Source organism: Pseudomonas sp. G34, assembly GCF_031119625.1.
Lineage (GTDB): Bacteria > Pseudomonadota > Gammaproteobacteria > Pseudomonadales > Pseudomonadaceae > Aquipseudomonas.
Map to the genome: position 1 here is coordinate 509,897 of NZ_JAVHZV010000029.1, position 23,254 is coordinate 533,150.

Genomic DNA, 23,254 nt, shown 5'->3' on the forward strand with positions numbered 1-23,254 from the left:
TGCGCCCCCGACTCTTTGTCAGTTTTAGAAGCGCTGATACGGCACTGGCCACGGTGCCAACAGGCTCAGCCACGCTCATTCAGATGGCTCGGCATCCCGAACTTTTCCATACAGATGGTGGATCGCGGCTGAAATGAGCGTTTCATTACGGAGCTGAAGGTTAGATAACCTAGTATTTACTAGCGTATGCCCTTCTTTGTCATAGCAAGTGATTGCTAGACCCTCCGCCGACACATGGATGACGCCATTGCGATCCAGAGTTCCCTGCTTTTGACGATTCTAAGACGGTCTGGCCATGATAAACCTCGCTGCAATGCTAACTCTGAGCAAGGTCATTTTCCAACGTTCAGCCTTTTGGCTGAACGGACTTTATAGCAACCGCTTCGTTTCAACCTCGGCGGATTTAGCTACATTTTTAGCGTTCAACTCAGCCAGGGGCTTCTATCGACTGGACTTTCCAGTTCTCTGACGCCGATTTGCCGGTCGGTACGCTCATCCAGCCCGGAGTCGTGAGCTAGGGCATCGATCCCGACCTGCTGAGATTCACTCATCTGCAGTTACCCACCTTGCGTAAACCCGCATCCACCGCGTCGGACTCAGAGCCAAAGATCACCTGATTTTTTCAGAAACCTGGCCGTAGCTTGGGCAGCCGGCAGGCAGATGATAGACCCCACTTCGACGGTTACCAATCACCTCTCCACCGGTTACCACCGCCTGAGCGTTTTTTGAAGGCCCCTGTGCTTTGGCAACCTGTCGAGATGCTGACTTGCAAGCGTCTAGGGTAACAACGCCCTTACCTTTCGGCTTATACCCAGGCATCCAAGTTCGCTCTCCGGTCACGAATTTGTTCGGGTAGCCAACGATCTTGGAAATGCGCGCGTTACGCTCGAGCTCCCGGGCGGTGGCCGGGTGCTGCTCAAAGCGCTGATATTTGCTGACCTAGAGACCACGTTGCGTACACTGACGAAACACCCTGGTCTTTTCACCTCCCCTTCTTCGCTTTGCAACAGTAGCCAGTAGCTCCAAGGCAGGGATGTTGATCGCTTTGTTCAAGTATCAATGGCCATCGTCAGCTGATCATGAGGCTCCCTGACATGAAGCTTTCTCATGGCCAACTTGGGTCGGGCCCTTTATGCGCCCCTGTTCTTCTTCGGATTCATTGCTTCGGCGTGCTGGCTGACTGAGCGGCAAGGTGCGCCGCTTTGGGCATTGATAGCGCTGCTGATGCTCGCCATTGCCATTGCCATCGCCATTTCATTCATCACTGAATGGAAGCTGCCTTTCAAGGGCGAATGGAGTAAGAACCTGGGAGACGGCTTGAGGGACAGCCTGCATGCCGTCACCAACGAGAGCCTCAACTGCCTGAGCATCATGGCTCTCCCATGGTTTGCCCTGTTATTTCCCGACTTGGGCCTGTGGCCTGATCAATGGCCGATTGGCCTGCAGCTGGTAATTGCCATACTCGCTGCGGACCTCGGCATCACGCTCATGCACTGGGCCAGCCACCAGAACAAATGGCTGTGGCGCTTGCATGCCGTTCACCAGAGCCCGAAACGCTTGTATGATTTCAATGGGTTGATGAAGCACCCTGCGCACCAATTTCTCGAGGCCATCGCCGGCATCGCCCCGCTGTTGCTCTTGGGCTTACCGGAAAATATCGCAGCGCTACTGGCTTTTGCGATCGCCATCCAATTGCTGCTGCAGCACAGCAATGTCGATATTCGAGTCGGCTATCTTGATCGGCTTTTCGTCTGGGCTCCGGTACACCGCTATCACCGCATCAAATACGGCCGTGCCGGTGATGTGAACTTCGCGCTGCTCCTCAGTTTTTGGGATCGGCTGATGGGCACTGCTTTCACTGAAGGGTTTGGAGTTGCACGCAAACGACCTTGGTATCGGCTCACAACCGGACTACCCCCAGGGGTATATGGCGCAATTGCTGCAGCCATTCGTGCCCGTGGCACTCAAGCCAGCGGATCCACCTCTGCCACGCCATCTGGGTGGGCTAGCGGAAGCAGGCGAAGAGATAAATGACGCAGATTCTGTCGCCCGCTGATGCCAAACATGCCCCTCAATGTTCGCGACAGATGTGCGGAGTCTGCAAAGCCTGAAGCGTGTGCCGCCTCGGTCAGCGAATGCCCCTGGATAGCGAGGCGCAGGGCCAGACGCAGTCGCCGCCACAACACCATGCGTCTTATCGAAAGACCGAGACGGCTATCGAAGAGACGCTGTAGGTGACTCTGCGAGGTGTGCACATTGCAGGCGAGATCGGCAGCACTGACTTTGCCCTGCAGTTGCTCGTCCATCCGCAGCAACGCGGCCTGCAGACGCTCTGGGATCGGTTGCCGAGCAATTGCCTGCATTGCCTTTGCCAGCCCAGGTAACAATGCCGAGGCCACTTCGGCGAGGGCATGCAAACTGCAGAGGCTGAACGACAGCGGTTCGGCATAGACGGCAAGCACGACAGCACCTGGCATATCGGCCTCATGCGCCTGCATCGACTCGATCCAGCGCCACGAGCCAGCCTGGTCGACTTGCAGCACACTGATGCATTGGTGAGCGTAATGACGGTGCTGGGTGGCGTGCCCCGACAGCCCTTTGAACAACGCGTAATCGGGTTCCATCCAGAGCTCACCCTGCCAGGGCTGGATAAGCCTGTTCGAACCAGTCTGTGACAATCTCATGCACTCCAGATAGCGATACGCGAAGGAGCTTTAGCCCCCTCAGCAACCTACCAAAACGTCGATTGCTACAACTTGCGTAGTGCTTCAAGGCCGGAGATGAAGCGCACCGCGCCCAACAGCAGCCTTAAAGTTTGAGGCGACCTGATGCTACTTAGGGGGCTCTATCAACAACCCCCGCAGCAGCAAATTCAAAGCACTGACCCCACGTGCCAACCGCACGGAGCCCTCTTGCTCGGCAATCCAGAACGCGGCTTCGGACAAACTGCCGTAGATCAACGATGCCAACGCCTCGGAAGCCGTTTCGACAACCACGCCCTGCTCGATAAGGTCGTCGATCAGACGCTGCATGGACTCGATGCAATGACGCTGCGGCTCTGGCGATGTGCCGCCCAGGACGGCCCTGGCATCTCGCAGCATCAGGCGATGGATTTCTGGCTCCAGAGCCATTTCCAAATGCCCCTGGCAGCGACGCCGAAACCTACCCAGGCATTTTCGGTGCTGCCGGAAATAGCTTTTAGCCGCGCATCCATATCTGCATCGATCTGCTCGACCACCGCCCGGCCGTTTCAGGCAAGCATAAATCCCGTCAGCAAGCCCTAGGATAATTCCGCCCCAACTTCAACAACTATTCTGCAGAAGATGCTGCCCATCTATCGCTGTGTTGGCATATCGACGGCAACCCCTGGGGCTATGGCCTACCGGAAGTTACTAGCCATTACTGACACAGACATCAGCCAGCTTCAGGTAACTAAGCGTCTGCGTGCTTCCTTGTGAATCCAGGTAAGTCATTTTCACCTGCACCACCTCACAGGTCGGCGACTGCGGCTCTTCGATGCGAATGACCTTGGCGATATCCAGCTTCATGCCATAGGTATAGGCCGTGGTTTCGCCACGCTCTTCAGCCTGCAGTGGCGAGCTGTTTAAAACCCAGAGGCCCAGCAGGCCTGCGATCAACCCGGTTTGACGTTTCATCTGAACTCCACAAGGCTGATGATCCGCAGCCTGAACGGTCCTGCATAAGGCCCAGGTGGCTTAGCGCACCCGAGCCGGTGAATAGCGACTACCGCCTGGCATGCCCGCGCCAGGCACCTGCTGGCTGAGCCTGATCACTTGCGCGCGGCGAGTGCGTCGGCAGCAGCCTGCGGGGCAATGCCCATGGTCCGGTGCAGCTCGACCCAGCACCGTGATACATCGCTGCTGGCCTGCGCCTGGCTGCGCTGGATGTCGAACAGACTGCGCTCGGCGTCCAGTACCTCCAGCAGTGACACGGTGCCCACCTCGTACTGGTTACGCGCCAGCTCGACGGCGCGCGTGGCGGCAGCCACGGCCTGGTCCAGACGCTGTTGGCGTTGCCAGTCCTGGCCATAGGCGTGAATGGCGCTCTGGGTTTCCCGCAGTGCCTGGCGCAGCGACGTCTCGTAAGCTAGGAGCGCCTGAGCCCGACGTGCATCACTGGCTTCGATACCAGCGCGGATGCGCCCAAAGTCGAACAGCGGCTGCAGCAGCCCAGCGGTCAATGACCAGGCAGGCGCGCTGGCCCCACGCTCGAACCCGCCCAGGGCGCCCAGCGTCAGTTGTGGGTAACGCGCCGCCCGGTTGGCAGCCAGCGCCTCACCCGCTGCCTGCAGGCGCTCACCGGCGGCGCGGACGTCCGGCCGTTCCCGCAGGATCTCCACGGGCACCTCGAGCAGGCTCGTCAGGGCATCCTGGCGCGGCTGGCGGAGCGTCTCGGCGCCCTGCGCCAGGATCGCGTCGACCGCCTGCTGCTCGGCCGCCAGCAAATAGGCCAGCGCATAACGCGCATCGACCTGTTGCTGCCGGGCAAGCGGAATTTGCGCCTCGGTCACCTGCACCTGGGCTTCGATGCGCTCGACATCGAGGCGATTCACGGTACCTTGGGCGAAACGTTCACGAGTCACCCGGGCGGTTTCCCGCTGTGTCGCGCTGGCACGGGTGGCGATCGCCAGTTGCTGCTGCGCCAGGCGATAGCTCAGGTAGGTGTTGGCGACTTCCGCCATCAGCCCGATGCGCAAGCTGCGATAGTCCTCGGCGGCAGCCCGCAGCTCGGCATCGCCGGCATTGCGCAAGGCCCGCAGCCGCCCGGATACATCCAGCTCCCAGGCCAGGTCCAGGCCGTAGAAATGCGCGGTCGCACGGCCGTCCAGGGCGTTGCGGGAAGCCCCGTAATCAGCGCCGATGGCGATGTCGGGCAGCAGCGCGGCAGCCGCCTGACTGCGCTGGGCACGCCGCTCGCGGACCCGCTCGGTGGCACTCAGCAGGTTCAGGTTGTCACGCAATGCCAGACCGATAAGGCGCTCGAACGACTGATCCTCGAAGCTCTCCCACCAGCGTGGCGACAGGGTGGCCAACGTCGAGGGCGTTGTGGCTGACGCCGTCACCAGCGCTCGCTGGGCGGGCTCCTGGCTCGCACAACCGGCCAGGCCGAGCACCGCCATCAGCGCGAGCGAGGCTCGCCTGTACAGGGGCCGCTTCATAGCGCACCTCCCGCGGGCTGTGCAGCCAGGGCCTGGCTGCGGCGCCGCGACAGGCGGTCCAGCGCAAGGTAGACCACCGGCGTCGTCAACATCGTCAGCACCTGGCTGAGCATCAGCCCGCCGACGATGGCTACGCCCAGCGGCTCACGCAGCTCGGCCCCGGTGCCGAACGCCAGCATCAGGGGCACCGCGCCGAGCAATGCGGCCAGGGTGGTCATCAGAATCGGCCGAAAGCGGGTCAGGCAGGCCTGGTGGATCGCCTCCCGTGGCGATAAGCCCTCGAGGCGCTGGGCATGCAAAGCAAAATCGATCAACAGGATGCCGTTCTTCTTGACGATGCCGATCAGCAGGATGAGCCCGATCAAGGCCATGATCGAGAAGTCCAGTTGCCAGGCCCACAGCAGCAGAATGGCGCCGATGCCCGCCGAAGGCAGCGTCGACAGGATGGTCAGCGGGTGGACGAAGCTCTCGTAGAGCACACCGAGGATGATGTAAACCGCAAGCATCGCGGTAAGGATCAGCAACGGCTGGCTGGCCAGCGACGCCTGGAACGCCTGGGCCGCGCCCTGGAAAGTACCGGTGACCGAGGCCGGCATACCGACCTCCAGCTGCAGCGCGTCGAGCTGCGCCACCGCATCCCCCAAGGCCACACCCGCACTCAGGTTGAAGGAGATATTGGCCGCAGGCAGCATACCGTTGTGGGCGATGACCTGGGGACCGCTCTCCTGCGCCTCGAGGCGCGCGAAGGCACGCAGCGGCACCATCTCGCCGGTTGTCGGCGAGCGCAGGTGGAAGAACGCCAGGCTCTCGGCGTCACCGCGTTGCGCCGTGCTCAATTCGAGCACCACCTGATACTGGTTGGTCTCGGTCTGGTACTCGTTGATCTGCCGCTGGCCGAAGGCGTCATACAGGGCGTTGTCGACATCCGCGGCCGAGAACCCGTAACGGGCCGCCTCGTCCCGGTCAATGGTCAGGCGGGTGATGTTGGCGTCCAGCTGCAGGTCATGGGAAACATCCTGGAACGCTGGCAGCTGCCGCAGACGCTCGGTGAGCGTCCGGGTCCATTGTGCCAACTCGGCACTGCTCTGCGCGCGCAGCACATACTGGTACTGGGCACGTGGCACCCCAACGCCGATGTTGATGTCCTGAGCGGCCCGCAGGAACACCTGAATCCCGGGCACCTGGGCCAGTTGCGGGCGCAGGCGGTCGATGACCTGACTGACATTTTCGTCACGCTGGCCAGGGTCATTCAACACCAGCCAGATGCGCCCATTGCCAATGGAGTCGCTGGTGGCGCCACCGACCCCATGGTTGTAGCTGATGATCGCCGGATCCTGGCTGAAGATCGCCTCCAGTTGCTTATGCTTGGCGACCATCTCGTCATAGGCGATATCCGGCGCGGCCTGGGTGAAGCCGATGACGAAGGCGGTGTCCTGCAGCGGGAAGAACCCCTTGGGAATCATCACGAAGCTGGTCACGCTCAAGACCACGCTGAGCATGAAGATACCGAGCATGCTGCGTTGGTGGTCGAGCGCCCAACAGAGCGCGCGGTCGTAACCACTGACCAGCCTGCTGGTGAAGCCCGCCGCGTTGCCCTCGCGGTGTTTGGGTGCCTGCATGAACAGCGCCGCCAGCGTTGGCACCAACGTCAGGCAGACCACCACGGAGATCAGGATGGCCGCTGTCGCCGTCAACGCAAACTCACGAAACAGGCGGCCGATCACGCCGCCCATGAACAGCAGCGGAATGAACGCCGCCACCAGCGAAACGCTGATCGAGACTACGGTGAAGCCGATCTCGCGCACACCCTTGAGCGCTGCGCCATAGCGGCTTTCACCTGCCTCCAGGTGGCGGTGGATGTTCTCGACCACGACGATGGCATCGTCGACGATGAAGCCCACGGCGATCACGATGGCAACCAGTGTCAGGTTGTTCAGGCTGAAGCCCGCCAGGTACATCACCGCACAGGTCGCTATCAGGGAAACCGCCAGTACGGTTGAAACGATCAGGGTCGCCGACCACTGGCGCAGAAACAGCGCCATCACCCCGACGACCAGCACAATGGCGATTACCAGGGTCAGCATCACTTCATGCAGCGAGGAGCGAATGGTGCGGGTACGGTCATTGAGCACCTCGACCTCCATGGCCGCCGGCAGCGCCGCGTGCAAGCCCGGCAGGGCGGCCTGGATACGCTCGGCGGTGGCCACGATATTGGCCCCCGGCTGGCGCCGGATCACCAGGGCCACACCCGGTCGGCCATTCGGCCAGTACTGGCTGTAGTCGTTTTCCGCGCCCAGCTGGACCGTGGCGAGGTCCTTGATCCGCACCGCCGAGCCATTGCGATAGGTGACGATGATGTCGGCGTACTCGTGCGCCTCGAACAGCTGGTCGTTGACCGCCAGGGTGGAGATACGGTTGTCGCCGAACAGCGCACCCTTGGGCAGGTTGACGCTGGAGCGCTGCACGGCCTCGCGGATATCGGCCAATGTCACTCCGGCGCCGGCCAGGACTTCCGGGCGCGCCTGGATGCGGATGGCAGGCCGTTGCTGGCCAACGACTTCGATCAGGCCGACGCCCTGGACCTGACTCAGCTGCCGCGCCAGGACGGTTTCGGCCTGGTCGCTGAGTTCGGTCATCGACAGGCTGTCGGAGTTGGCGCTGAGGATCAGGATCGGACTGTCCGCCGGGTTGACCTTGCGCCAGGTCGGCAGGCTTGGCATGTCTTCAGGCAGCCGCGCCGCGGCGGTGTTGATCGCTGCCTGGACCTCCTGGGCCGCGCTGTCGATGTCTTTTTCCAGGCTGAACTGCAGGTTCAGGGTAAGCTGGCCGAGGGAGCTGGACGAGGTCATCTCGGTGATCCCGGAGATGGTGCTGAGCTGTACCTCCAGCGGTGTCGCCACCGACGAGGCCATGGTCTCGGCGCTGGCCCCCGGCAGGCTGGCGGTAATCTGGATGGTCGGGAAATCCGCCTCGGGCAGGGGCGCGATCGAGAGCCGTGGAAAGGCCAGAATACCCAGCAGTACCAGGGCGAGCGTCAGCAGAATGGTGCCAACCGGATGATCCATGAACCAGGCATACAGGCTGCGACCGGTCATCAGAACACCCTCCGCTCGGTCACTGCAGCCGCCTGGGCCTCGTCGAGAATGCGCACGGCAGTTCCCGGACGCAGCCTCGAGTGCCCATCGATCACCACGGTATCGCCAGCGCTCAGGCCACTGACCACGGCGAACTGGTCATCGCTGTGGCGCACCTGTACCGGTTGCGGCGCGACACTGCCGTCCACCACCCGCCAGACCAGCACCTGATCGCTCCCCTGGCGCAGTGCCCGCTGTGGCACCACCAAGGCGTCAGGCAAGGTCTGTACCTGCAGGTTCACCGTGACCGATTGATCCGGCCACAGGCGACCCTCGACATTGGCGAAGTCGGCCTTGACCCGGATCGTCCCGCTCTGGCTCAGCACCCGGTTGTCGAGCAATGCCAAACGCCCCTCGCCGAGCAGCTCGCCGCCGTGCCCCGCGTACGCCTGCAGCGGCGCCGGATCGTTCTCGCGCTCGAGCAGCGCCTGCAATTGCGGCAACATCCCCTGGGGCAGCGCCACCTCGACACTGATGGGGTCCAGTTGCGTAACGGAGAACAGTCCCTGCGCCTCTCCGATCCTTACAAAGGCGCCTTCATGCACGTTATGAATACCGACCCGACCATCGTTCGGCGCAAGGATGCGGGTATGGGAAAGCTGCACCTGGCGCGCCGCCATGCTGGCTTGCTCGGTGCGTACGGCGGCCCGTAACTGGGCCACCAGGGCACGCTGCTGATCCAGGGTCTGGGTTGAAACGGCCTGGCTCTTGGCCAGCGACTCATAACGGCCCAGGTCCAGGCTGGCGGACGCCAATTGGGCCTGGGCCACGGCCAGTTGTGCCTTGGCCTGATCCAGGGCAGCCACAATGCTGCGATCATCGATGCGTGCGAGCAGATCGCCACGCTTGACGAACTGCCCTTCCTTGACCGGCAGCTCGACCAGCAGACCATCGACCTGCGGCCGAATCTCCACGCTGCGCTGGGAACGCACGGTGCCCAGTGCTCTGACCATTACCGGCACCGAACGCTGCGCCACCGTGCTGACCCGTACAGGCACCGCCGCCGGCGCCGCCGGCGCCGCTGCGCTAGCCGTCGCCACCGATGATGAAGGCCAGAAGTAGAGACCGCCGGCAACTGCCGCGCAGCCCGTGAACAGAGCCGAACCAAGCCATTTCCTGAACGCATTGGGCATAGCCACGACATTCCCCTCCCCTAGATAGTGGTCGCACTCTAGGGCGCAGAGACTGACGTCAAGGTGACCGCTTACTGACAGGAAGATGTCAGGCGCTCGTAAGAGCCAGGCCGCCGAAGCGGAGCGCGACAATCAGCGAAGCGTGTCGCTGGTCAGGGAGAAGCCGAAGGTATTGAGCCCTTGTTCACTGCGGGCAAATACACGACCGCCATGCATAGACGCCACTGCCCGCACGATGGACAGGCCCAGGCCATGGTGCGCGTCGCTGCGCGCCCTGGCGGCGTCGGCACGATAGAAGCGCTCGAACAAGTGCTCCAGATGCGCGCTGTCGATAGGCTCACCGGCGTTGGAAACGCTCACCTCTGCCTGCAGGCCGTCGCCCACCAGGCTGACCGTGATGGTGCTTGCCGGCGCGGCATAGCGCGCGGCATTGTGCAGCAGATTGGCCAGGGAGCGATGAAACAGGCGCCGGTCGATGCGCACCCGCATGTCGCCCTGGATGACCACGTTCAACTGCTTGTCGAGCAGGGCGGGCTCAAGATACTCCACGGTCTTGGACGCCTCCTCGTACAGCGAAACATCGCTTAGCTCAGTGGCTCGCTGCCCGCTTTCCGCCCCGGCCAGGAACAGCATGTCGTTGACGATATTGCCCATGCGCTCGAGCTCTTCCAGGTTGGACTGCAGCAGGTCCTGAAGCTCGTTGGCATCACGCTCGTGGACCAGTGCCACCTGGGTCTGGCCGATCAGATTGGTCAGCGGGGTACGCAGCTCATGGGCGACGTTGGCGTTGAAGCCTTCGAGCTGACACCAGGCCGCTTCCTGGCGCGCCAGCGCGCCGTTGAACGACACCGCCAGTTCCTGCAACTCGGCCGGTAGCGCCTCGGTTTCCAGGCGCTGCTTCGAGTCGCCGGGCGGCAAGCTGTTGGCCTGGTTGCTCAGGCGCCGCACCGGCTCCAGGCCAAAGCGCGACACCCAGTAACCGAGCAGCACCGCCAGGGCGATGCCCAGTGCCGAGGTGAGGATCAGGGTCTTGGTGAAATTGCCCAGGGTCGCCATGAACGGCGTCGAATCCAGACCGACGATGAAGCGCAGCTGCGGACGGCTCCCCTGCGCGGGTATGGTCTTGCTCAGCAGCGTCATCGGGCAGTGTTGGCCGGGTATTTCCATGATCGCGAAGCCGTCGGCATGCCTGGAGCGATCCACGCCATCCGGCATTGCGCCGCCATAGTGGTAAACCGGGTCATCGCTCAATACCCAGTATCGCACCCGCTGGTCAGCGGGCGTTAGGCCGTCCAACTTGTCGCGCATCACCGCCCACATCGCCGGCGATCCATACTTCGAGAGCACCGGGTCAAGCACCGAATGGCGCAGGGCCAGCTCGTTGTGCATCTGGGTTTCCAGCGACTGCTTCAACGAGCAGCGCAACAGCACGGCGCTGGTCGAGGTGATCACGATGGCTGCCAACGCGAACATCAGGGCCAGCCGCCTGGCGATTGATCCCTTCATACCAGGCTGTCGCCTTGCCGGCCACTTTCTTCGCGGCTTTCCAGCACATAGCCCATGCCGCGCACGGTGTGCAGCAGCTTGCGCGCATAGGGGGCGTCTACCTTGGCCCGGACACGCTTGATCGCCACCTCGACCACGTTGGCGTCACTGTCGAAATTCATGTCCCAGACCTGTTCGGCGATCATCAACTTGGAGAGAATTTCCCCCTGGTGCCGCGCCAGCAGGCTGAGCAGGGAGAACTCCTTGGCCGTGAGATCCAGGCGCAACCCGGCTCGGGTGACCTTGCGCGCTTGCAGGTCCATCTCCAGGTCGTCGATGCACAGGTGCGTGAGGTCGGCGCTATCGCTGGCGCGGCGACGGATCAGCGCCTGGATCCGCGCGACCAGTTCGACGAACGAAAAGGGTTTGCCTAGGTAGTCGTCGGCACCTTCGCGCAATCCGCGCACGCGATCCTCTACCGTGCCCCGGGCCGACAACATGATGACCGGGGTCTTCTTCTGCAGACGCAGCCCCTGCAACACACCGTAGCCGTCCTTGCCCGGCAGCATCACATCGAGAACCACCACGTCGTAGTCCAGTTCGAGCGCGCAATGCAGACCGTCGATGCCATTACTGGCGACATCGACGATATATCCCAGCTCGGTCAAACCCCGATCCACATAGGAGGAGGTCTTTTCTTCATCCTCGACGATGAGCAGACGCATACGGTTCCTCCCTCTCATTAGGCGCAGGTCGCCTGACGGCCTACTGCCCATATCACACATCAGCATACCCAACCCTGAGTGTCGGCAAGCTGACCGCTCCCTGACATTCCTGTCAGAAAAGTCACAATTCGTATTTACACCACCTTCGAATATTGAGCCAGCGAAGCCCCCAATCTCTTGGCTAATGGAGCCTTGGAATGAATGTCGATTTTAGAAGTGGGCAATGGCTGAATACTTCCGTCGCCTCACAGGACGAATTCCGCTCTTTATACGACCAGGCCGGCCTGATGGATCGTATCGACGAGAAACGCTGGGTCAAGACGGGCGTCGAGTTCACCGATGGGAAGCATTTCTGAGCACTGTCGTTACCGATGGGAAATCAGATTGGTCAATCTCACAGCCCTTCAAGGAGCTAGAAGACTTTTACATCCGCGTCACCCTTTCGAATGGTGCGATGCGTATTCAGGCGTCCCGCGATGGAAGTTTCTGGCCACTTCTGCGGTTGGTTCCTTTCCCAGTCGCGAGTACTTACCAGGTTGGGCCTACGGCTTGTACGCCGGAGCGCCGGGGGCTTGTTGTCCGGTTATCGGAGTTTGAATCGCTCCGGCCACTACGAAAGACCCTCACGACCTGACTGGAATGCAGTTGGCTGTTGGCGGCTACAGCCGCCGCTCTACCCCTTGTTGAAGCCTGCGCGCTTCGCTTGCTGGTGGCGCCTGTGAGATCGGTGGAATGACGGTCTTGCTGTTTCCTCTGACCCTATCACGGCGTTCTCGCCGTCAAGGGCTGCTCACGCTTCGCGTGCTTGCGGCAAGGCCGGCTATCGCCCCCTGACAGCTGCGCTGCGTCGTGCTTGTGCCGGTTCCGGGCAATTCCGCCCGCAACTGGAGCATGATCATGTCTCAGCTTTCTCTCGCCTTTGACTCTTCCCTGCTGATTCGCGACGAGCGAGGTCGCTATGCGCCAGCCACTGCCGAGCAGATCCTGGCAGCGGCTCGTCAGGTCATTGATCAGAAGGTACAGCGTGGTGCTGCGTTTACTTCGCCAGAACTGGTCAAGGAGTACTTGGTCACCAAGCTGGCGGGCTTCGAACACGAGATCTTTGCGGCACTGTTCCTGGATGCCAAGCACCGCCTGATCCAGTACGTCGAGATGTTCCGAGGCACCATCGATAGCGCCTCGGTATACCCGCGGGAAGTGGTCAAGGAGGCACTGCGCGTGAATGCTGCTGCAGTGATTTACGCGCACAACCACCCCAGCGGTAACCCCGAACCAAGTCAGGCAGATCGGACGCTAACACAAAGGCTGAAAGAGGCCCTGGCGCTCGTCGAGGTTCGATCCCTGGATCACATCATCGTAGCTGGTGAGCGCACCGTGTCGTTCGCTGAAGAAGGTTTGCTTTGAGCCTAAGGGGGCTTAGCCCCCTTTTGCTGCGAATGCATAAAGTGCCGAACCGGAGCCGAATTCTATGGACAAAGGTATCTAGCTCTCTTTGGCCACCCCGCCGAGTCAGCTACCGAGTTGTCACGCATCCCCCTCAATCAAAGGACTGATCATGCTCCGCTATGCAGCCATCACTTCGACCGCCCTCCTTCTCGCCGCCTGCACCAACATTCAGCATAAAACGCCCGAGGCTCGACAGCAGATCAAGCACGACCTGAAGCTCACCGAAATTAGCGACACCGCTCAAACGAGCTACTGTTGGCTGCTGATCGGTGGACGGGCTAGCTGTAAGTACACCTCCGCTATAAGCGTCCTGACGCCTGACAGCCTTCTGCTGGTTGATTACGAGAAAGGTGCCTACGTAAAAAAGGACATCATCAAGACTGGCGACGTGAAGTGCATCAGTGATCATGACGGGCAGAATTTCTACATCTTCAAGGATAAGCTGGCCGTCTCGGTGATCCCTTACACCGAAGTGCACAGGTCGCCGTCAGTGAATAACCCTGAATATCGTGCAAAGGTCATCAAGACGCTGCTAGCCAATGGGCAGCCATACCTGACAGGGGAAGCAGCGACCTTTACGCGCGAGACCGGTAACAAGGACTACAGCGTCCACAATATATCGATGCCCAGCGGGCCAATTCCCATTGTGGTCGGTACTGAGATCGAGGAGATTTTCACCCCGTGCCCTGGGAGCAAGAAGTGATGCGAATGCCGATATTGGCGGTGACAGTCGCCCTGCTGAGTGCGTGCACGAGCGTTCGCTACGATACGCCCGAGGCGCAGCAGCAAATCAGGCAAGATCTTAAGCTAACTGAAGTCCTCGACTCCTCGAGGATGAATTGGTGTGTGCATCCCTACGGCAGTGCGCCTGGCTGCAAGCCCGAAAAAGGCGTAGGAATCCTGACTCCATACGGGCTGGTAATGGCCCATGTTGTCGATGATCACTACGTAGCAGCGCGCACGCTCAAGTCTGGGGATGTGCTCTGTTCAACCGTCCCAGGCGGCGGCGCTGCAGACGGCATATTCTTCACTTTCACCCAAGATGAAGCCTACATGTTGGGGCCTTTAGAAGCTGACCGGGATGAGATCAACACTCGCTTCAAAGCGCGACTATTCGACTACCTTCACAGCAATGGGCAGCGCAGCTTTACTGGCCAGGACATTAACTTCCAGCGACCTACCGGCGAGAAGGTCAAGCAGACAACTTTGTTACGGACTGGACTTGCCACTAGCGTCATCACGGAAGAAGTCGATGTGCTGGAGATTTACAGCCCCTGTTCGACAACGAGGTGATCGTCTGCTCATTCTCTTAAGTCGATTGGCCACTCTGCTGTCCTGAGGCTGTGGGATAATTGCGCCGTTATCGCTCAGTCGGAGCGTCTGGCAGGATTGACTGGCTGGGTGGTAACACTCTCTCCGTCATTCGCTTGAGAACAGCTGCCATGGCAAATCAATCACTTGGCAGCAGATTAATTCACGCCTTTCGCTCAGCTAAAAGCAGGGGTTCTCGCCCCTCAAAATCAAGAAAAATAGACGGTTTCCACCTGGCCGCTGCGCTAGGTGGAGCCTCCGCGATTTTTCCTGATTTTTTCACGACATCCTTAGTCGCCCTAGTCGGCAGGGGTTCATGCGCAGCGCGAGCGCAGAACCCTGAAGACGAAGGAGCGAAAGCCATGAGCGAAGAAATCAGGATCTACGTTGCCGACCTTGCCGCCTACAACGCAGGCCACCTGCATGGCATCTGGATAGACGCCACCCTTGAACTAGACGAGATCCAGGCACGGGTCAGTGCCATGCTCGCAGCCTCGCCAGTCAAAGGAGCAGAGGAATACGCTATCCACGACCTCGAGGGCTTCGGCGGCTACCGAATTAGTGAGCACGATAGCCTTGAAAACGCTCATGAGACTGCCTGTTTCATCGACGAGCACCCCGAGTTCGGAGGCGCCCTGCTTGTTCATTTCAATGACATAGCGCAGGCGCGCAAGGCAGCCGAGAACGATTACTGTGGCTGCTACAGCTCCCTGGCCGAATACGCTCAGGAGCTGACCGAGCAGACGACCAATATCCCGCAGCATTTGGCGATGTATATCGACTATCGATCCATGGCACGCGACATGGAGTACACCGGGGACGTATTCACCTTAGAGACCAGCTTCGAGCAGGTACATGTTTTTTGGAACCGTTGAGCAATGAGTTCTCATGGGCATCGGGTCAGCCGATGCCCCCGATGCTTAGCCCTGCCCTTCGCACCCACTCTCCCAAAAAGCTGATTTGCTTTCTGCCATCTTTGCTCATACGCCACAAGGCGAAGTCCACCAGCACCTGGCTAGTTAACTCGACAGGGGCCATCTGGCCGAGATACGAGTTAGCGATACGCTCCAAGGTCTTCTCTTTCGTAATCCCTAGCGGCTGTGCCTTGCCAACCTCCGCGAGGTACTGCGCTATCACATCCTTGAGCTGCACCTTCGGCGTTTTAGCTAGCACCACTGCACCTGGCTCGCTGAGCTCCGTTTCTCGCCGTTTCGCCCAAGCCTCTGCGGCCTTCTTGCGGGCGAACGTTTGGCTCTCCGTGTAAACTTGCGCGCCATTCTTCTTGATTCGTATCTGAGCGGTGTAGCTCATCGTGCCGTCAGCACGCTTGCGCCCTCTGATCGTTGCCAAGGTGGTACCTCCTTTTTCCCGTTGGTACAAGGAAGATATCAAGTGGTACGCCGTACCACCAGAGCCTAAAAAAGCCTCGTAAACACCCGAAAACACGTTGGCGACACACATCCCGGAGCCCCCATGATAGAGACGTCAAAGCCAGAGAATACGGGCCCTGTGCTCTCTCGAAGATTCTCCGTGGCACCGATGATGGATTGGACGGACCACCACTGCCGGTACTTCCTGCGCCAATTGTCGCAACACGCACTGCTGTATACCGAGATGGTCACCACCGGCGCGTTGCTGCATGGCGATACCCAGCGGTTTCTGCACCATGACCAGAGCGAGCATCCCCTGGCGCTGCAGCTGGGCGGTAGCAACCCGGCGGATCTGGCTGCCTGCGCGCGGCTTGCCGAGCAGGCGGGCTATGACGAGGTGAACCTCAACGTCGGTTGTCCCAGTGACCGGGTGCAGAACAACATGATCGGCGCCTGCTTGATGGCCCACCCAGCGCTGGTCGCCGAGTGCGTCAAGGCGATGGGCGATGCGGTGAGCATTCCCGTCACCGTCAAGCACCGTATCGGTATCGACGGGCGCGACAGCTACGCAGAACTCTGCGATTTCGTCGGCCAGGTGCGCGATGCCGGCTGCCGCAGCTTCACCGTGCACGCGCGCATCGCCATTCTGTCCGGCCTGTCGCCCAAGGAAAACCGCGAGGTTCCGCCGCTGCGCTACGATGTTGCTGCCCAGCTCAAGCAGGACTTTCCTGATCTCGAACTGATCCTCAACGGCGGCATCAAGACGCTGGAGGCCTGCCAGCAGCACCTGCAGACCTTCGACGGCGTGATGCTCGGCCGTGAGGCCTACCACAACCCGTACCTGCTGGCCGAGGTCGACAGGCAGTTGTTCGGCAGCGAACGCGCGCCGATCAGCCGCCTGGAGGCGATGCTCGCCATGCGCCCTTACATCAAGCGCCATATGGCCGCTGGCGGCCTGATGCACCACGTCACGCGGCACATGCTCGGCCTGGCCCAGGGCTTCCCCGGAGCCCGCCGCTTCCGTCAGCTGCTGTCGGCAGACATCCACAAGAGCGACCAGCCGCTGGCCATTTTCGACCAGGCCGCCGAACTCCTGCAGGGCCGTTGATTCGAGCACGGCGGATCAACTGCCGTGCCACCAGTTGAGCGGCAACTGAGGCTCAGGTAAGGTCGTGGCACTCGAATCGACAAGGCCGTGCCATGACCTCCAAGCTGGATCAACTCAAGCAGTTCACCACCGTGGTTGCCGACACCGGCGACATCGACGCCATCGCCCGTCTCAAGCCGGTCGATGCCACCACCAACCCGTCGCTGCTGCTCAAGGCCGCCGCGCTGCCCCGCTACGCCGAACTGCTCAAGCAGGCGGTGACGGCGAGCAAGGGCGATGTCGACCTGGCCAGTGACCGTTTTGGCGTGACCGTTGGGCGGGAAATCCTACAGGTAATTCCCGGGCGCATCTCCACCGAAGTGGACGCCCGTCTGTCCTTCGACACCCAGGCCACCCTGAGCCGTGCCAAGCGCCTGGTCGAACTGTATGAAGAAGCTGGCGTCAGCCGCGAACGCATCCTGATCAAGATCGCCTCGACCTGGGAAGGCATCCGCGCCGCCGAGCAGCTGGAAAAATCCGGCGTACAGACCAACCTCACCCTGCTCTTCTCCTTCGCCCAGGCGCGCGCCTGCGCCGATGCCGGCGCCTTCCTGATCTCGCCGTTCGTGGGGCGCATCTACGACTGGTACAAGAAGGCCGAAGGCCGTGACTACGTTGGCGCAGAAGACCCCGGCGTGCAGTCAGTAGCGCGCATCTACGACTACTACAAGGCCCAGGGCCACAAGACCGTGGTCATGGGCGCGAGCTTCCGCAATATCAGCCAGATCGAGCAGCTGGCCGGCTGTGATCGCCTGACCATCAGCCCCGAGCTGCTGCAGCAACTGGCCGACGACAACGGCACCTTGGAGCGCAAGCTCAACACCGAGGTTTCCGGGCAGAGTGAAGCGCGCATCAGCGAAAGCCAGTTCCGCTGGGACATGAACGAAGACGCCATGGCCACCGAAAAGCTCGCCGAAGGCATCCGCCAGTTCGCCCGTGATCAGGAGAAGCTGGAAAAGCTGCTAACCGCCAACAGCTGAACCTGAAACGCAAAACGGGGCGCCGATGCTGTCGGCGCCCCGTTTTTTTGCCTATCGATCAGGGGTGCTGTTCGAGCGCGCTCACCAGGTCATGGAAGGCCGCGCGGTTCGACTCGTTCAGGCCCATGAGGATGCGATGCGCCTCCAGCACGTGGGCACGCACCACCTCTTCCGATTGATCCTGCGACGGCAGGTCGGCCAGGCAATTCGGGCACTCGTAGGGCTGATCGATGATGTTGAACACCTGATCGAAGCCCATCGACTGCAGCAGTCGCGTGATGTCGGCGTGGGTGGTCACCACGGTCGGCAGCAGGCCAACCTTCTGCCGCGACAGAATCGACAGCTTGGCCAGCAGCCCCAGGGTGGTGCTGTCGATGCTGCGCGTTTCCGTCAGGTCGATGACGATGGCGGAGAAATTCAGCGCGGTGAAAATTTTCTCGATCGTGGAATCCAGCGCCGAACACAGGGTCAGGCGTACTTCACCGATGAACTTCAGGACGAAGGTGCCATCCTGTTCGGCAAACTGGATTCTACCGGGGCTTATCCCAGGATTCATGCAAGGTTCCTGCTTAACACCAGCAAGGCGATATCATCCGGCATCTCCGCCAGATTGGCCAGTCCAAACACGCTACGCAACCCATCCAGGGTTCCACCTGCCTGGCTGACCAGCTTGGGCAGCAAGGCTTCTTTTTCCTGCAGGTTTTCACCATCCAGCAAGTCGAGGATGCCGTCGGACAACAGCGTCAGGCTGAACGATTCGGGCAGGTCGATTTCCTGGTTGTTGTAGTCGGCCTCCTTGAACAGGCCGACCGGCAGGCCACGGCCTTCCAGGTAATAGGCCTGGCCACCGGTGTACATCACCGGCAGCGGCAGGTGGCCGCCGATGCTGTAGGTCAGCCGATTGGATTCTTCGTCGATCACCCCGCCGAGCATGGTCACGTGCTTGCCCAGCTTGCAGTTGATCAGGCCACGGTTGATATGGCTGAGCACGTCCGAGGGCTTGAATTCGGGCAGCATGCCGTTGCGCCGCGACTCGTAGAGCAGGCGCGTGGTCATGAACTTGAGCAGCACGGTGACGAAGGCCGACGAGGCGCCATGGCCGGACACGTCCGCCAGGTAGAAGGCCACGCGGCGTTCGTCGACCCGGAAGTAGTCGACGAAGTCACCAGAGAGGTAAAGCGACGGGATGATCTGGTGGGCGAACGACAGGCCCTCGTCTTCCCACGGGGTGACCGGCAGCATGTTCATCTGCACCTGGCGCCCGGCGTTCTGGTCCTCCTGCAACAGATGCAGGCTGGCCTGCAGCTCGCGGTTGGCGGTTTCCAGCTTCTCGCGGTAGCGCTCGTTCTCCTGGCGCAGGTGCACACGATCCAGCGCCCGATGCACCGAATGCTCGAGCACGGCCAGGTCTTCGAGGGGCTTGATCAGGTAGTCGGCAGCCCCCAGGCGCAACGCCTCGACCACATCGGTCATCACCCCGGCGCCGGAGACCACGATGATTGGCGCGGAGACTTCCAGCGCATTGATGCGGCGGATCAGCTCGAGGCCGTCGACCTGCGGCATGCGCAGATCGCAAATGACCAGGTCAGGTCGTTCGCGCTCGAACACTTCGAGACCTTGCAGGCCGTTGCCGGCCAGCAGGATGTTGAAGCCGCTGTCTTCCAAGTAGGCTGCAATGCTGGCGCGGACGACTTCGTCGTCATCGATCAGCAGCAATGTGGCACTGGTTTTGTGCATGGGGTGTCCAGGCAAACTGCGCCGGGGATGGTTAGCGTAAACGCAGCCAACGACCTGCGCGGGTACACGGTTCGCGTCAAGGCGCAGACGGTACTCCCATCCTCAACGTGATTCAACAGGCGACGTTGCCGCCGAGCGGCTTTACACCTTAAATGGACGAGGGTTATAAGAACCGCAACAAAGCCCCGACCTTCAATGAGGATAGCCTGATGAGCCAGAATGATCGTGATTACACGGAAAAGCGCGATTACATTCGCATGCGCCTGGAAACCCAGGTAACGCTTAATCACGGCGGCCAGTCGGTGCCAGCACTGTGTCGGGACCTGTCGAGCACCGGCATGCAGATCGAGGCGCAGTGCCAGGCGAAGGTCGGCGACAGGGTGAGCGTGCTGATCCCGTCGAGCCATGATTCGCTCAAGGGGCTGGAAACCGAAGCGGAAGTGGTCAGGGTCACGGACCTGGACGATGGCCGGCAGGTTCTAGGCCTTGCCGTCACCTCGATGAGCTGAAACAAGCAGTAACGTGATGGAGCCCGCCTCCATCACGCCCGTCTCAAGCCAGCGGCCTTGCGGCTGCGGCCTATTGCCTTTCTAGAAGTCGTCTTCCACATCACCATCGCGCACGCGGAACTCGCGGTTCTGCAGGTAGGCGTTACGGATGAAGATGTACTTGTCGCCGCTGACCATGCGTTCGGCATCCAGCAGGCTGGCGCGGGTATCGACGATATTGACGCCGCGGGTGACGTTGCGCGTCGGCACATGATCGATATGGGGATACGGGGTCAGGAAGCTGTCCGGGATCTTGGCCGGCGCGTCACGCAGCGAGCTCGGGCCAAGCAGCGGCAACACCAGGTACGGGCCGCTTTGCACGCCCCACGCGCCCAGGGTCTGGCCGAAGTCTTCGTCGCTGCGCTGCAGGCCCATGCGGGTGGCCACGTCGAAGAAACCCAGGCCACCCAGGGTGGTGTTGAACAGCAGCCGGCTGGTATCCACACCCGCATCGTGCACCTTGCCCTGCAGCAGGTTATTGACCAGGTTGCCGACCTCCCACATGTTGCGGAATACGTTGTGCACGCCGGTTTCGACGAATTGCGGGGTCACCTTGCGATACCCCTGGGCCACTGGCTTGAGGGCGTAGGTATCGACGGCATCGTTGAAACGAAAGACGGGACGGTTGAATGACTCCCAGGGGTCTTCCGTTGCCGCCTGGCCTGCCAGCGGCAGGGCCATCAGACCGGCACAGGCCAGCATCCGACCAAGGCTCGCGATCCAATCGGGTCCAATCAAACGCATTGTCTATCTCCTAGGCTATGGGCGCAGCCTGTCCGGCGGCAGCGCCGTAGTATAAAGCCGTCTGCCGGCAATAGGCAGCGCGCCGTGGCGCCTGGGACGCGCTTCACGCTACCGCATGTCTGGGGAAGGACGCGTGTCACGCCATCGTCACATTGGCTTGCCATCGTGGGCGCGATCATCGCCAGGGAACGACACCCATGCCTCAGCCCGCGTTCTGCGCCGCCACCTCTCCCTTCACGGCCATCCTCTTCGGCCTGTCCGGCTGCCTGGTGGACTTCGGCGCCCGCAGCGCTTCCCTGAGCGGTCAGCGGCACCTGGCGCTGGTGCGTGAAGGCGGCAGCGCAGCGCGCCAGCCAATCGGCAGCCTGGAGCTGGACAGCTGCGCCGAACCGACTCCGGGTGCACTGAGTACCTTGCGCACCCTGCATGAGCAGGGGGTGCCCTGCGCCTGGCTGGATGAATTGCCGCCAAGCCTGACCGACAAGCTGACCAGCCACCTGCCCGACTGGCTGGCAGCCTCCCCGGCCTGCACCCAGCGCAGCTGGCCGGCACCGGATGCCTGCTGGCAGGCCCTGGCGGCGCTGCAGATCGAACGCCTGGAGGGCTGCGTGCTGGTCAGCGGCGAGCCGCGCCTTTTGCAGGCAGGCCTCAATGCAGGCCTGTGGACCGTGGGTCTGGCCGCCTGCGGCTCACTGGCCGGCCACGCGCTGGCTGACTGGCAGCTGCTCGACGAGCGGCAACGCGAGCGCTTGCGCGCTGACGCCACCCTTTCGCTCTACCGGCTCGGCGCTCATTCGGTGATCGACCAGCTCACCGACCTGCCCGCCTGCCTCGAGCACCTGCAGATTCGTCGCAGTAAAGGCGAGAAACCCTGACCTCCCTGTTGAGCTAGGCTCTGTACGAAAAGTCTCCGAGCGAAGGTCAGGCGAGGCAAAAATCGGTGAGGCCGCGGAGTTTACGAGCTGTAAATGAGCAGGCCGAACCGATTTTTAACGAAGCATCATCGAGCGCAGGTACTTTTCGTACAGAGCCTAGGCTGAATCGAAGTACTGACCTTTCGTCGCGCCGCACGGTCAATTGTCTTGCCTATCAAGAGAGGGAGAGTCCCATGCCTGCGAACCATCTGCAGCAGCAACTGGAAGAGCTGCGCAAGCAACTGGTCGAACACCCGCCGGAAAACGAAGAAGATCGCGAGTCGCTCGAACTGCTCGCCCGCGACATCGAGCTGCAACTGGCGGCGCAACCGGTGACCACCCCTGATGCCTCGCTGGTCGATGGGGTCAACCTGGCGGTGGAGCGCTTCGAGGTGAGCCACCCGACCCTTGCCGGCAGCCTGCGCAACATCATGCAGAGCCTGGCCAACATGGGAATCTGATTCCGGCGCCACAAACAAAAAACCAGCCATCCGGCTGGTTTTTTTATGCACCGCCACCCTGGCAGATGACCTGTGGCAAACGCTTATTGCCGAACCAGACGCCGGTTCGCCGGCACCTCGGCCAGCGTGGTGCGGTACGGATTGATATCCAGGCCGCCGCGGCGCACATAGCGCGCGTACACGGTCAGGTACTCGGGCTGCAGGCGCTTTTGCAGATCCAGGAAGATGCGCTCCACGCACTGCTCGTGGAAATCCGCGTGCTGGCGGAAGCTCACCAGATAGGCCAGCAGGCTCGCCGGATCCAGCGCCGCACCGCGGTACTCGACCACCACACTGCCCCAATCCGGCTGGCCGGTGACCGGGCAGTTGGACTTGAGCAGATGGCTGTGCAGGCACTGCTCGACGATTTGCGTCGGGTCGCAGGCCAGCAGCTCCGGTTGGGGCGCGGCGTAGTTGCTGATGCTGATATCCAGGTCATCTATGCAGCGCCCCGGCAACGCCGTCAGCCCCTCCCGAACGGCTTCGTCCAGGCTGCGCACCCGCACCGTCACCGGCTTGCCGGCGGTAGCCGAGAGGTCTTTCTCCAGCACCTCGCGCAACGCCTGCGCAGTGGCGAACACCGACTGGTTAAGCGAGTTCAGGTACAGCTTGAACGACTTGGACTCGATGATATTCGGCGAGTCGGCCGGAATCGCGAACTCGCCGATGGCCACCACCGGTTTGCCCGACGGTAGCAACCAGGACAGCTCGAAGCAGTTCCAGTAATCCACCCCCCCATAGGGCAGCGTCTCGGCGCTCAGGCCCAGCTCGGCCCACTTGGTGGCCCGGGGGATGGGAAACAGCAGTTCGGGCGAATAAGTGGCGATGTACTCGCTGCTTTTGCCCAACGGCGAATGTTCCACGGAATTCATGAGGCGTTACCTGCGATCCAACGGGTGCG

The 23,254-nt window shown here is 61.4% G+C and carries 23 protein-coding genes and 2 pseudogenes; 12 read left to right on the forward strand and 13 right to left on the reverse strand.

All coding sequences use genetic code 11. From position 1 onward, the window contains the following. The first annotated feature begins 1,107 nt into the window (after positions 1-1,107). Complete coding sequence (locus QYS36_RS20755; protein WP_308841247.1) at positions 1,108-2,034, forward strand: sterol desaturase family protein; 927 nt, start codon at positions 1,108-1,110, stop codon at positions 2,032-2,034. On the opposite strand, the gene QYS36_RS20760 is transcribed toward QYS36_RS20755, so the two are convergent. The 6 genes from QYS36_RS20760 to QYS36_RS20785 all read right to left on the reverse strand — a co-directional run bounded on the left by QYS36_RS20760 (position 1,965) and on the right by QYS36_RS20785 (position 9,266). Further along, positions 1,965-2,624 (reverse strand): AraC family transcriptional regulator, encoded by a 660-nt coding sequence (locus QYS36_RS20760; protein ID WP_308841248.1) that lies wholly within the window; start codon positions 2,622-2,624, stop codon positions 1,965-1,967. The two genes, QYS36_RS20755 and QYS36_RS20760, sit on opposite strands and share 70 nt — an antisense overlap. Positions 2,625-2,831: 207 nt before the next feature. Next, positions 2,832-3,131, reverse strand: a complete 300-nt coding sequence (locus QYS36_RS24080) for a hypothetical protein (RefSeq protein WP_374990480.1) — start codon at positions 3,129-3,131, stop codon at positions 2,832-2,834. 261 nt (positions 3,132-3,392) lie between these two features. After that, complete coding sequence (locus tag QYS36_RS20770) at positions 3,393-3,656, reverse strand: DUF2790 domain-containing protein (protein ID WP_308841250.1); 264 nt, start codon at positions 3,654-3,656, stop codon at positions 3,393-3,395. Between the two features lie 134 nt (positions 3,657-3,790). Continuing rightward, on the reverse strand, positions 3,791-5,179 hold the full coding sequence (locus tag QYS36_RS20775; protein ID WP_308841251.1) for an efflux transporter outer membrane subunit: 1,389 nt from the start codon (positions 5,177-5,179) through the stop codon (positions 3,791-3,793). After that, the gene (locus QYS36_RS20780) at positions 5,176-8,274 is read right to left on the reverse strand and encodes an efflux RND transporter permease subunit (RefSeq protein WP_308841252.1); all 3,099 of its coding nucleotides are present in this window, start codon (positions 8,272-8,274) and stop codon (positions 5,176-5,178) included. Before QYS36_RS20780 ends, QYS36_RS20775 begins: the two co-directional genes overlap by 4 nt. Next, positions 8,274-9,266 (reverse strand): efflux RND transporter periplasmic adaptor subunit, encoded by a 993-nt coding sequence (locus QYS36_RS20785; protein ID WP_308841253.1) that lies wholly within the window; start codon positions 9,264-9,266, stop codon positions 8,274-8,276. The genes QYS36_RS20780 and QYS36_RS20785 overlap by 1 nt, the downstream gene beginning before the upstream one ends. Between QYS36_RS20785 and QYS36_RS20790 the strand changes: the two genes are divergently transcribed. After that, positions 9,247-9,375, forward strand: a complete 129-nt coding sequence (locus QYS36_RS20790; protein ID WP_308841254.1) for a hypothetical protein — start codon at positions 9,247-9,249, stop codon at positions 9,373-9,375. The two genes, QYS36_RS20785 and QYS36_RS20790, sit on opposite strands and share 20 nt — an antisense overlap. A gap of 203 nt (positions 9,376-9,578) precedes the next feature. Here QYS36_RS20790 and QYS36_RS20795 read toward each other — a convergent pair whose 3' ends face one another. Continuing rightward, positions 9,579-10,952, reverse strand: coding sequence for a heavy metal sensor histidine kinase (locus tag QYS36_RS20795; RefSeq protein WP_308841255.1), 1,374 nt, complete (start codon positions 10,950-10,952; stop codon positions 9,579-9,581). After that, positions 10,949-11,656 (reverse strand): heavy metal response regulator transcription factor, encoded by a 708-nt coding sequence (locus QYS36_RS20800; protein ID WP_308841256.1) that lies wholly within the window; start codon positions 11,654-11,656, stop codon positions 10,949-10,951. The genes QYS36_RS20795 and QYS36_RS20800 overlap by 4 nt, the downstream gene beginning before the upstream one ends. Before the next feature lie 287 nt (positions 11,657-11,943). Between QYS36_RS20800 and QYS36_RS24085 the strand changes: the two are divergent. The 5 genes and pseudogenes from QYS36_RS24085 to QYS36_RS20825 all read left to right on the forward strand — a co-directional run bounded on the left by QYS36_RS24085 (position 11,944) and on the right by QYS36_RS20825 (position 15,288). Then, positions 11,944-12,290, forward strand: a pseudogene (locus QYS36_RS24085) (DUF1349 domain-containing protein). Between the two features lie 263 nt (positions 12,291-12,553). Beyond that, positions 12,554-13,060 carry a DNA repair protein RadC gene (radC, locus tag QYS36_RS20810; RefSeq protein ID WP_308841258.1) on the forward strand — a complete coding sequence of 169 codons (507 nt, stop codon included), beginning with the start codon at positions 12,554-12,556 and terminating at the stop codon, positions 13,058-13,060. 151 nt (positions 13,061-13,211) lie between these two features. After that, a complete protein-coding gene (locus QYS36_RS20815) occupies positions 13,212-13,805 on the forward strand; it encodes a hypothetical protein (RefSeq protein ID WP_308841259.1) in 594 nt (197 codons plus the stop codon). After that, positions 13,784-14,395, forward strand: a complete 612-nt coding sequence (locus QYS36_RS20820) for a hypothetical protein (protein ID WP_308841260.1) — start codon at positions 13,784-13,786, stop codon at positions 14,393-14,395. The genes QYS36_RS20815 and QYS36_RS20820 overlap by 22 nt, the downstream gene beginning before the upstream one ends. Positions 14,396-14,775: 380 nt before the next feature. Then, entirely contained in the window at positions 14,776-15,288 is a 513-nt protein-coding gene (locus tag QYS36_RS20825; RefSeq protein ID WP_308841261.1) for an antirestriction protein ArdA, read from the forward strand. 94 nt (positions 15,289-15,382) lie between these two features. Here QYS36_RS20825 and QYS36_RS20830 read toward each other — a convergent pair. Next, positions 15,383-15,763 (reverse strand): annotated as a pseudogene (locus QYS36_RS20830) (site-specific integrase); the annotation flags it as partial. 123 nt (positions 15,764-15,886) lie between these two features. On the opposite strand from QYS36_RS20830, the gene dusA reads away from it, so the two are divergent. Further along, entirely contained in the window at positions 15,887-16,891 is a 1,005-nt protein-coding gene (gene dusA, locus QYS36_RS20835; RefSeq protein ID WP_308841262.1) for a tRNA dihydrouridine(20/20a) synthase DusA, read from the forward strand. Positions 16,892-16,983: 92 nt separating this feature from the next. Continuing rightward, entirely contained in the window at positions 16,984-17,910 is a 927-nt protein-coding gene (gene tal / locus QYS36_RS20840) for a transaldolase (protein ID WP_308841263.1), read from the forward strand. A 58-nt stretch (positions 17,911-17,968) separates the two neighbouring features. Here the strand turns inward: tal and rssC are convergent, their stop codons facing one another. Together rssC and rssB are read right to left on the reverse strand one after the other, a co-directional pair. Next, positions 17,969-18,454, reverse strand: a complete 486-nt coding sequence (gene rssC, locus QYS36_RS20845) for an anti-sigma factor antagonist RssC (RefSeq protein WP_073267832.1) — start codon at positions 18,452-18,454, stop codon at positions 17,969-17,971. Between the two features lie 8 nt (positions 18,455-18,462). Then, on the reverse strand, positions 18,463-19,647 hold the full coding sequence (gene rssB, locus QYS36_RS20850) for a two-component system response regulator RssB (RefSeq protein WP_308841264.1): 1,185 nt from the start codon (positions 19,645-19,647) through the stop codon (positions 18,463-18,465). A gap of 209 nt (positions 19,648-19,856) precedes the next feature. Here rssB and QYS36_RS20855 point away from each other — a divergent pair, with 209 nt between their 5' ends. Continuing rightward, positions 19,857-20,156: a PilZ domain-containing protein gene (locus QYS36_RS20855; protein ID WP_308841265.1), complete on the forward strand. Its 300-nt coding sequence runs from the start codon at positions 19,857-19,859 to the stop codon at positions 20,154-20,156. A gap of 81 nt (positions 20,157-20,237) precedes the next feature. Here the strand turns inward: QYS36_RS20855 and QYS36_RS20860 are convergent, their stop codons facing one another. Continuing rightward, positions 20,238-20,939 carry a VacJ family lipoprotein gene (locus QYS36_RS20860; RefSeq protein WP_308841266.1) on the reverse strand — a complete coding sequence of 234 codons (702 nt, stop codon included), beginning with the start codon at positions 20,937-20,939 and terminating at the stop codon, positions 20,238-20,240. Between the two features lie 197 nt (positions 20,940-21,136). Between QYS36_RS20860 and QYS36_RS20865 the strand changes: the two genes are divergently transcribed. Continuing rightward, complete coding sequence (locus QYS36_RS20865; protein WP_308841267.1) at positions 21,137-21,814, forward strand: HAD family phosphatase; 678 nt, start codon at positions 21,137-21,139, stop codon at positions 21,812-21,814. A 233-nt stretch (positions 21,815-22,047) separates the two neighbouring features. After that, positions 22,048-22,314, forward strand: coding sequence for a DUF4404 family protein (locus QYS36_RS20870; RefSeq protein WP_308841268.1), 267 nt, complete (start codon positions 22,048-22,050; stop codon positions 22,312-22,314). Positions 22,315-22,397: 83 nt separating this feature from the next. Here QYS36_RS20870 and queF read toward each other — a convergent pair whose 3' ends face one another. Continuing rightward, a complete protein-coding gene (gene queF, locus QYS36_RS20875) occupies positions 22,398-23,225 on the reverse strand; it encodes an NADPH-dependent 7-cyano-7-deazaguanine reductase QueF (RefSeq protein WP_308841269.1) in 828 nt (275 codons plus the stop codon). Positions 23,226-23,254 lie beyond the last annotated feature (29 nt).

Bases quoted from the DNA above. Each gene is read 5' to 3' on its own strand.
- QYS36_RS20775 (WP_308841251.1), bottom strand. From the start codon at position 5,179: ATGAAGCGGCCCCTGTACAGGCGAGCCTCGCTCGCGCTGATGGCGGTG.
- radC (WP_308841258.1), top strand. From the start codon at position 12,554: ATGTCTCAGCTTTCTCTCGCCTTTGACTCTTCCCTGCTGATTCGCGAC.
- QYS36_RS20755 (WP_308841247.1), top strand. From the start codon at position 1,108: ATGGCCAACTTGGGTCGGGCCCTTTATGCGCCCCTGTTCTTCTTCGGA.
- QYS36_RS24080 (WP_374990480.1), bottom strand. From the start codon at position 3,131: ATGGCTCTGGAGCCAGAAATCCATCGCCTGATGCTGCGAGATGCCAGG.
- QYS36_RS20825 (WP_308841261.1), top strand. From the start codon at position 14,776: ATGAGCGAAGAAATCAGGATCTACGTTGCCGACCTTGCCGCCTACAAC.
- rssB (WP_308841264.1), bottom strand. From the start codon at position 19,647: ATGCACAAAACCAGTGCCACATTGCTGCTGATCGATGACGACGAAGTC.
- QYS36_RS20815 (WP_308841259.1), top strand. From the start codon at position 13,212: ATGCTCCGCTATGCAGCCATCACTTCGACCGCCCTCCTTCTCGCCGCC.
- QYS36_RS20770 (WP_308841250.1), bottom strand. From the start codon at position 3,656: ATGAAACGTCAAACCGGGTTGATCGCAGGCCTGCTGGGCCTCTGGGTT.
- QYS36_RS20760 (WP_308841248.1), bottom strand. From the start codon at position 2,624: ATGGAACCCGATTACGCGTTGTTCAAAGGGCTGTCGGGGCACGCCACC.
- QYS36_RS20795 (WP_308841255.1), bottom strand. From the start codon at position 10,952: ATGAAGGGATCAATCGCCAGGCGGCTGGCCCTGATGTTCGCGTTGGCA.
- QYS36_RS20860 (WP_308841266.1), bottom strand. From the start codon at position 20,939: ATGCGTTTGATTGGACCCGATTGGATCGCGAGCCTTGGTCGGATGCTG.
- QYS36_RS20800 (WP_308841256.1), bottom strand. From the start codon at position 11,656: ATGCGTCTGCTCATCGTCGAGGATGAAGAAAAGACCTCCTCCTATGTG.
- tal (WP_308841263.1), top strand. From the start codon at position 16,984: ATGACCTCCAAGCTGGATCAACTCAAGCAGTTCACCACCGTGGTTGCC.
- QYS36_RS20855 (WP_308841265.1), top strand. From the start codon at position 19,857: ATGAGCCAGAATGATCGTGATTACACGGAAAAGCGCGATTACATTCGC.
- QYS36_RS20870 (WP_308841268.1), top strand. From the start codon at position 22,048: ATGCCTGCGAACCATCTGCAGCAGCAACTGGAAGAGCTGCGCAAGCAA.
- dusA (WP_308841262.1), top strand. From the start codon at position 15,887: ATGATAGAGACGTCAAAGCCAGAGAATACGGGCCCTGTGCTCTCTCGA.
- QYS36_RS20865 (WP_308841267.1), top strand. From the start codon at position 21,137: ATGCCTCAGCCCGCGTTCTGCGCCGCCACCTCTCCCTTCACGGCCATC.
- QYS36_RS20780 (WP_308841252.1), bottom strand. From the start codon at position 8,274: ATGACCGGTCGCAGCCTGTATGCCTGGTTCATGGATCATCCGGTTGGC.
- QYS36_RS20785 (WP_308841253.1), bottom strand. From the start codon at position 9,266: ATGGTCAGAGCACTGGGCACCGTGCGTTCCCAGCGCAGCGTGGAGATT.
- queF (WP_308841269.1), bottom strand. From the start codon at position 23,225: ATGAATTCCGTGGAACATTCGCCGTTGGGCAAAAGCAGCGAGTACATC.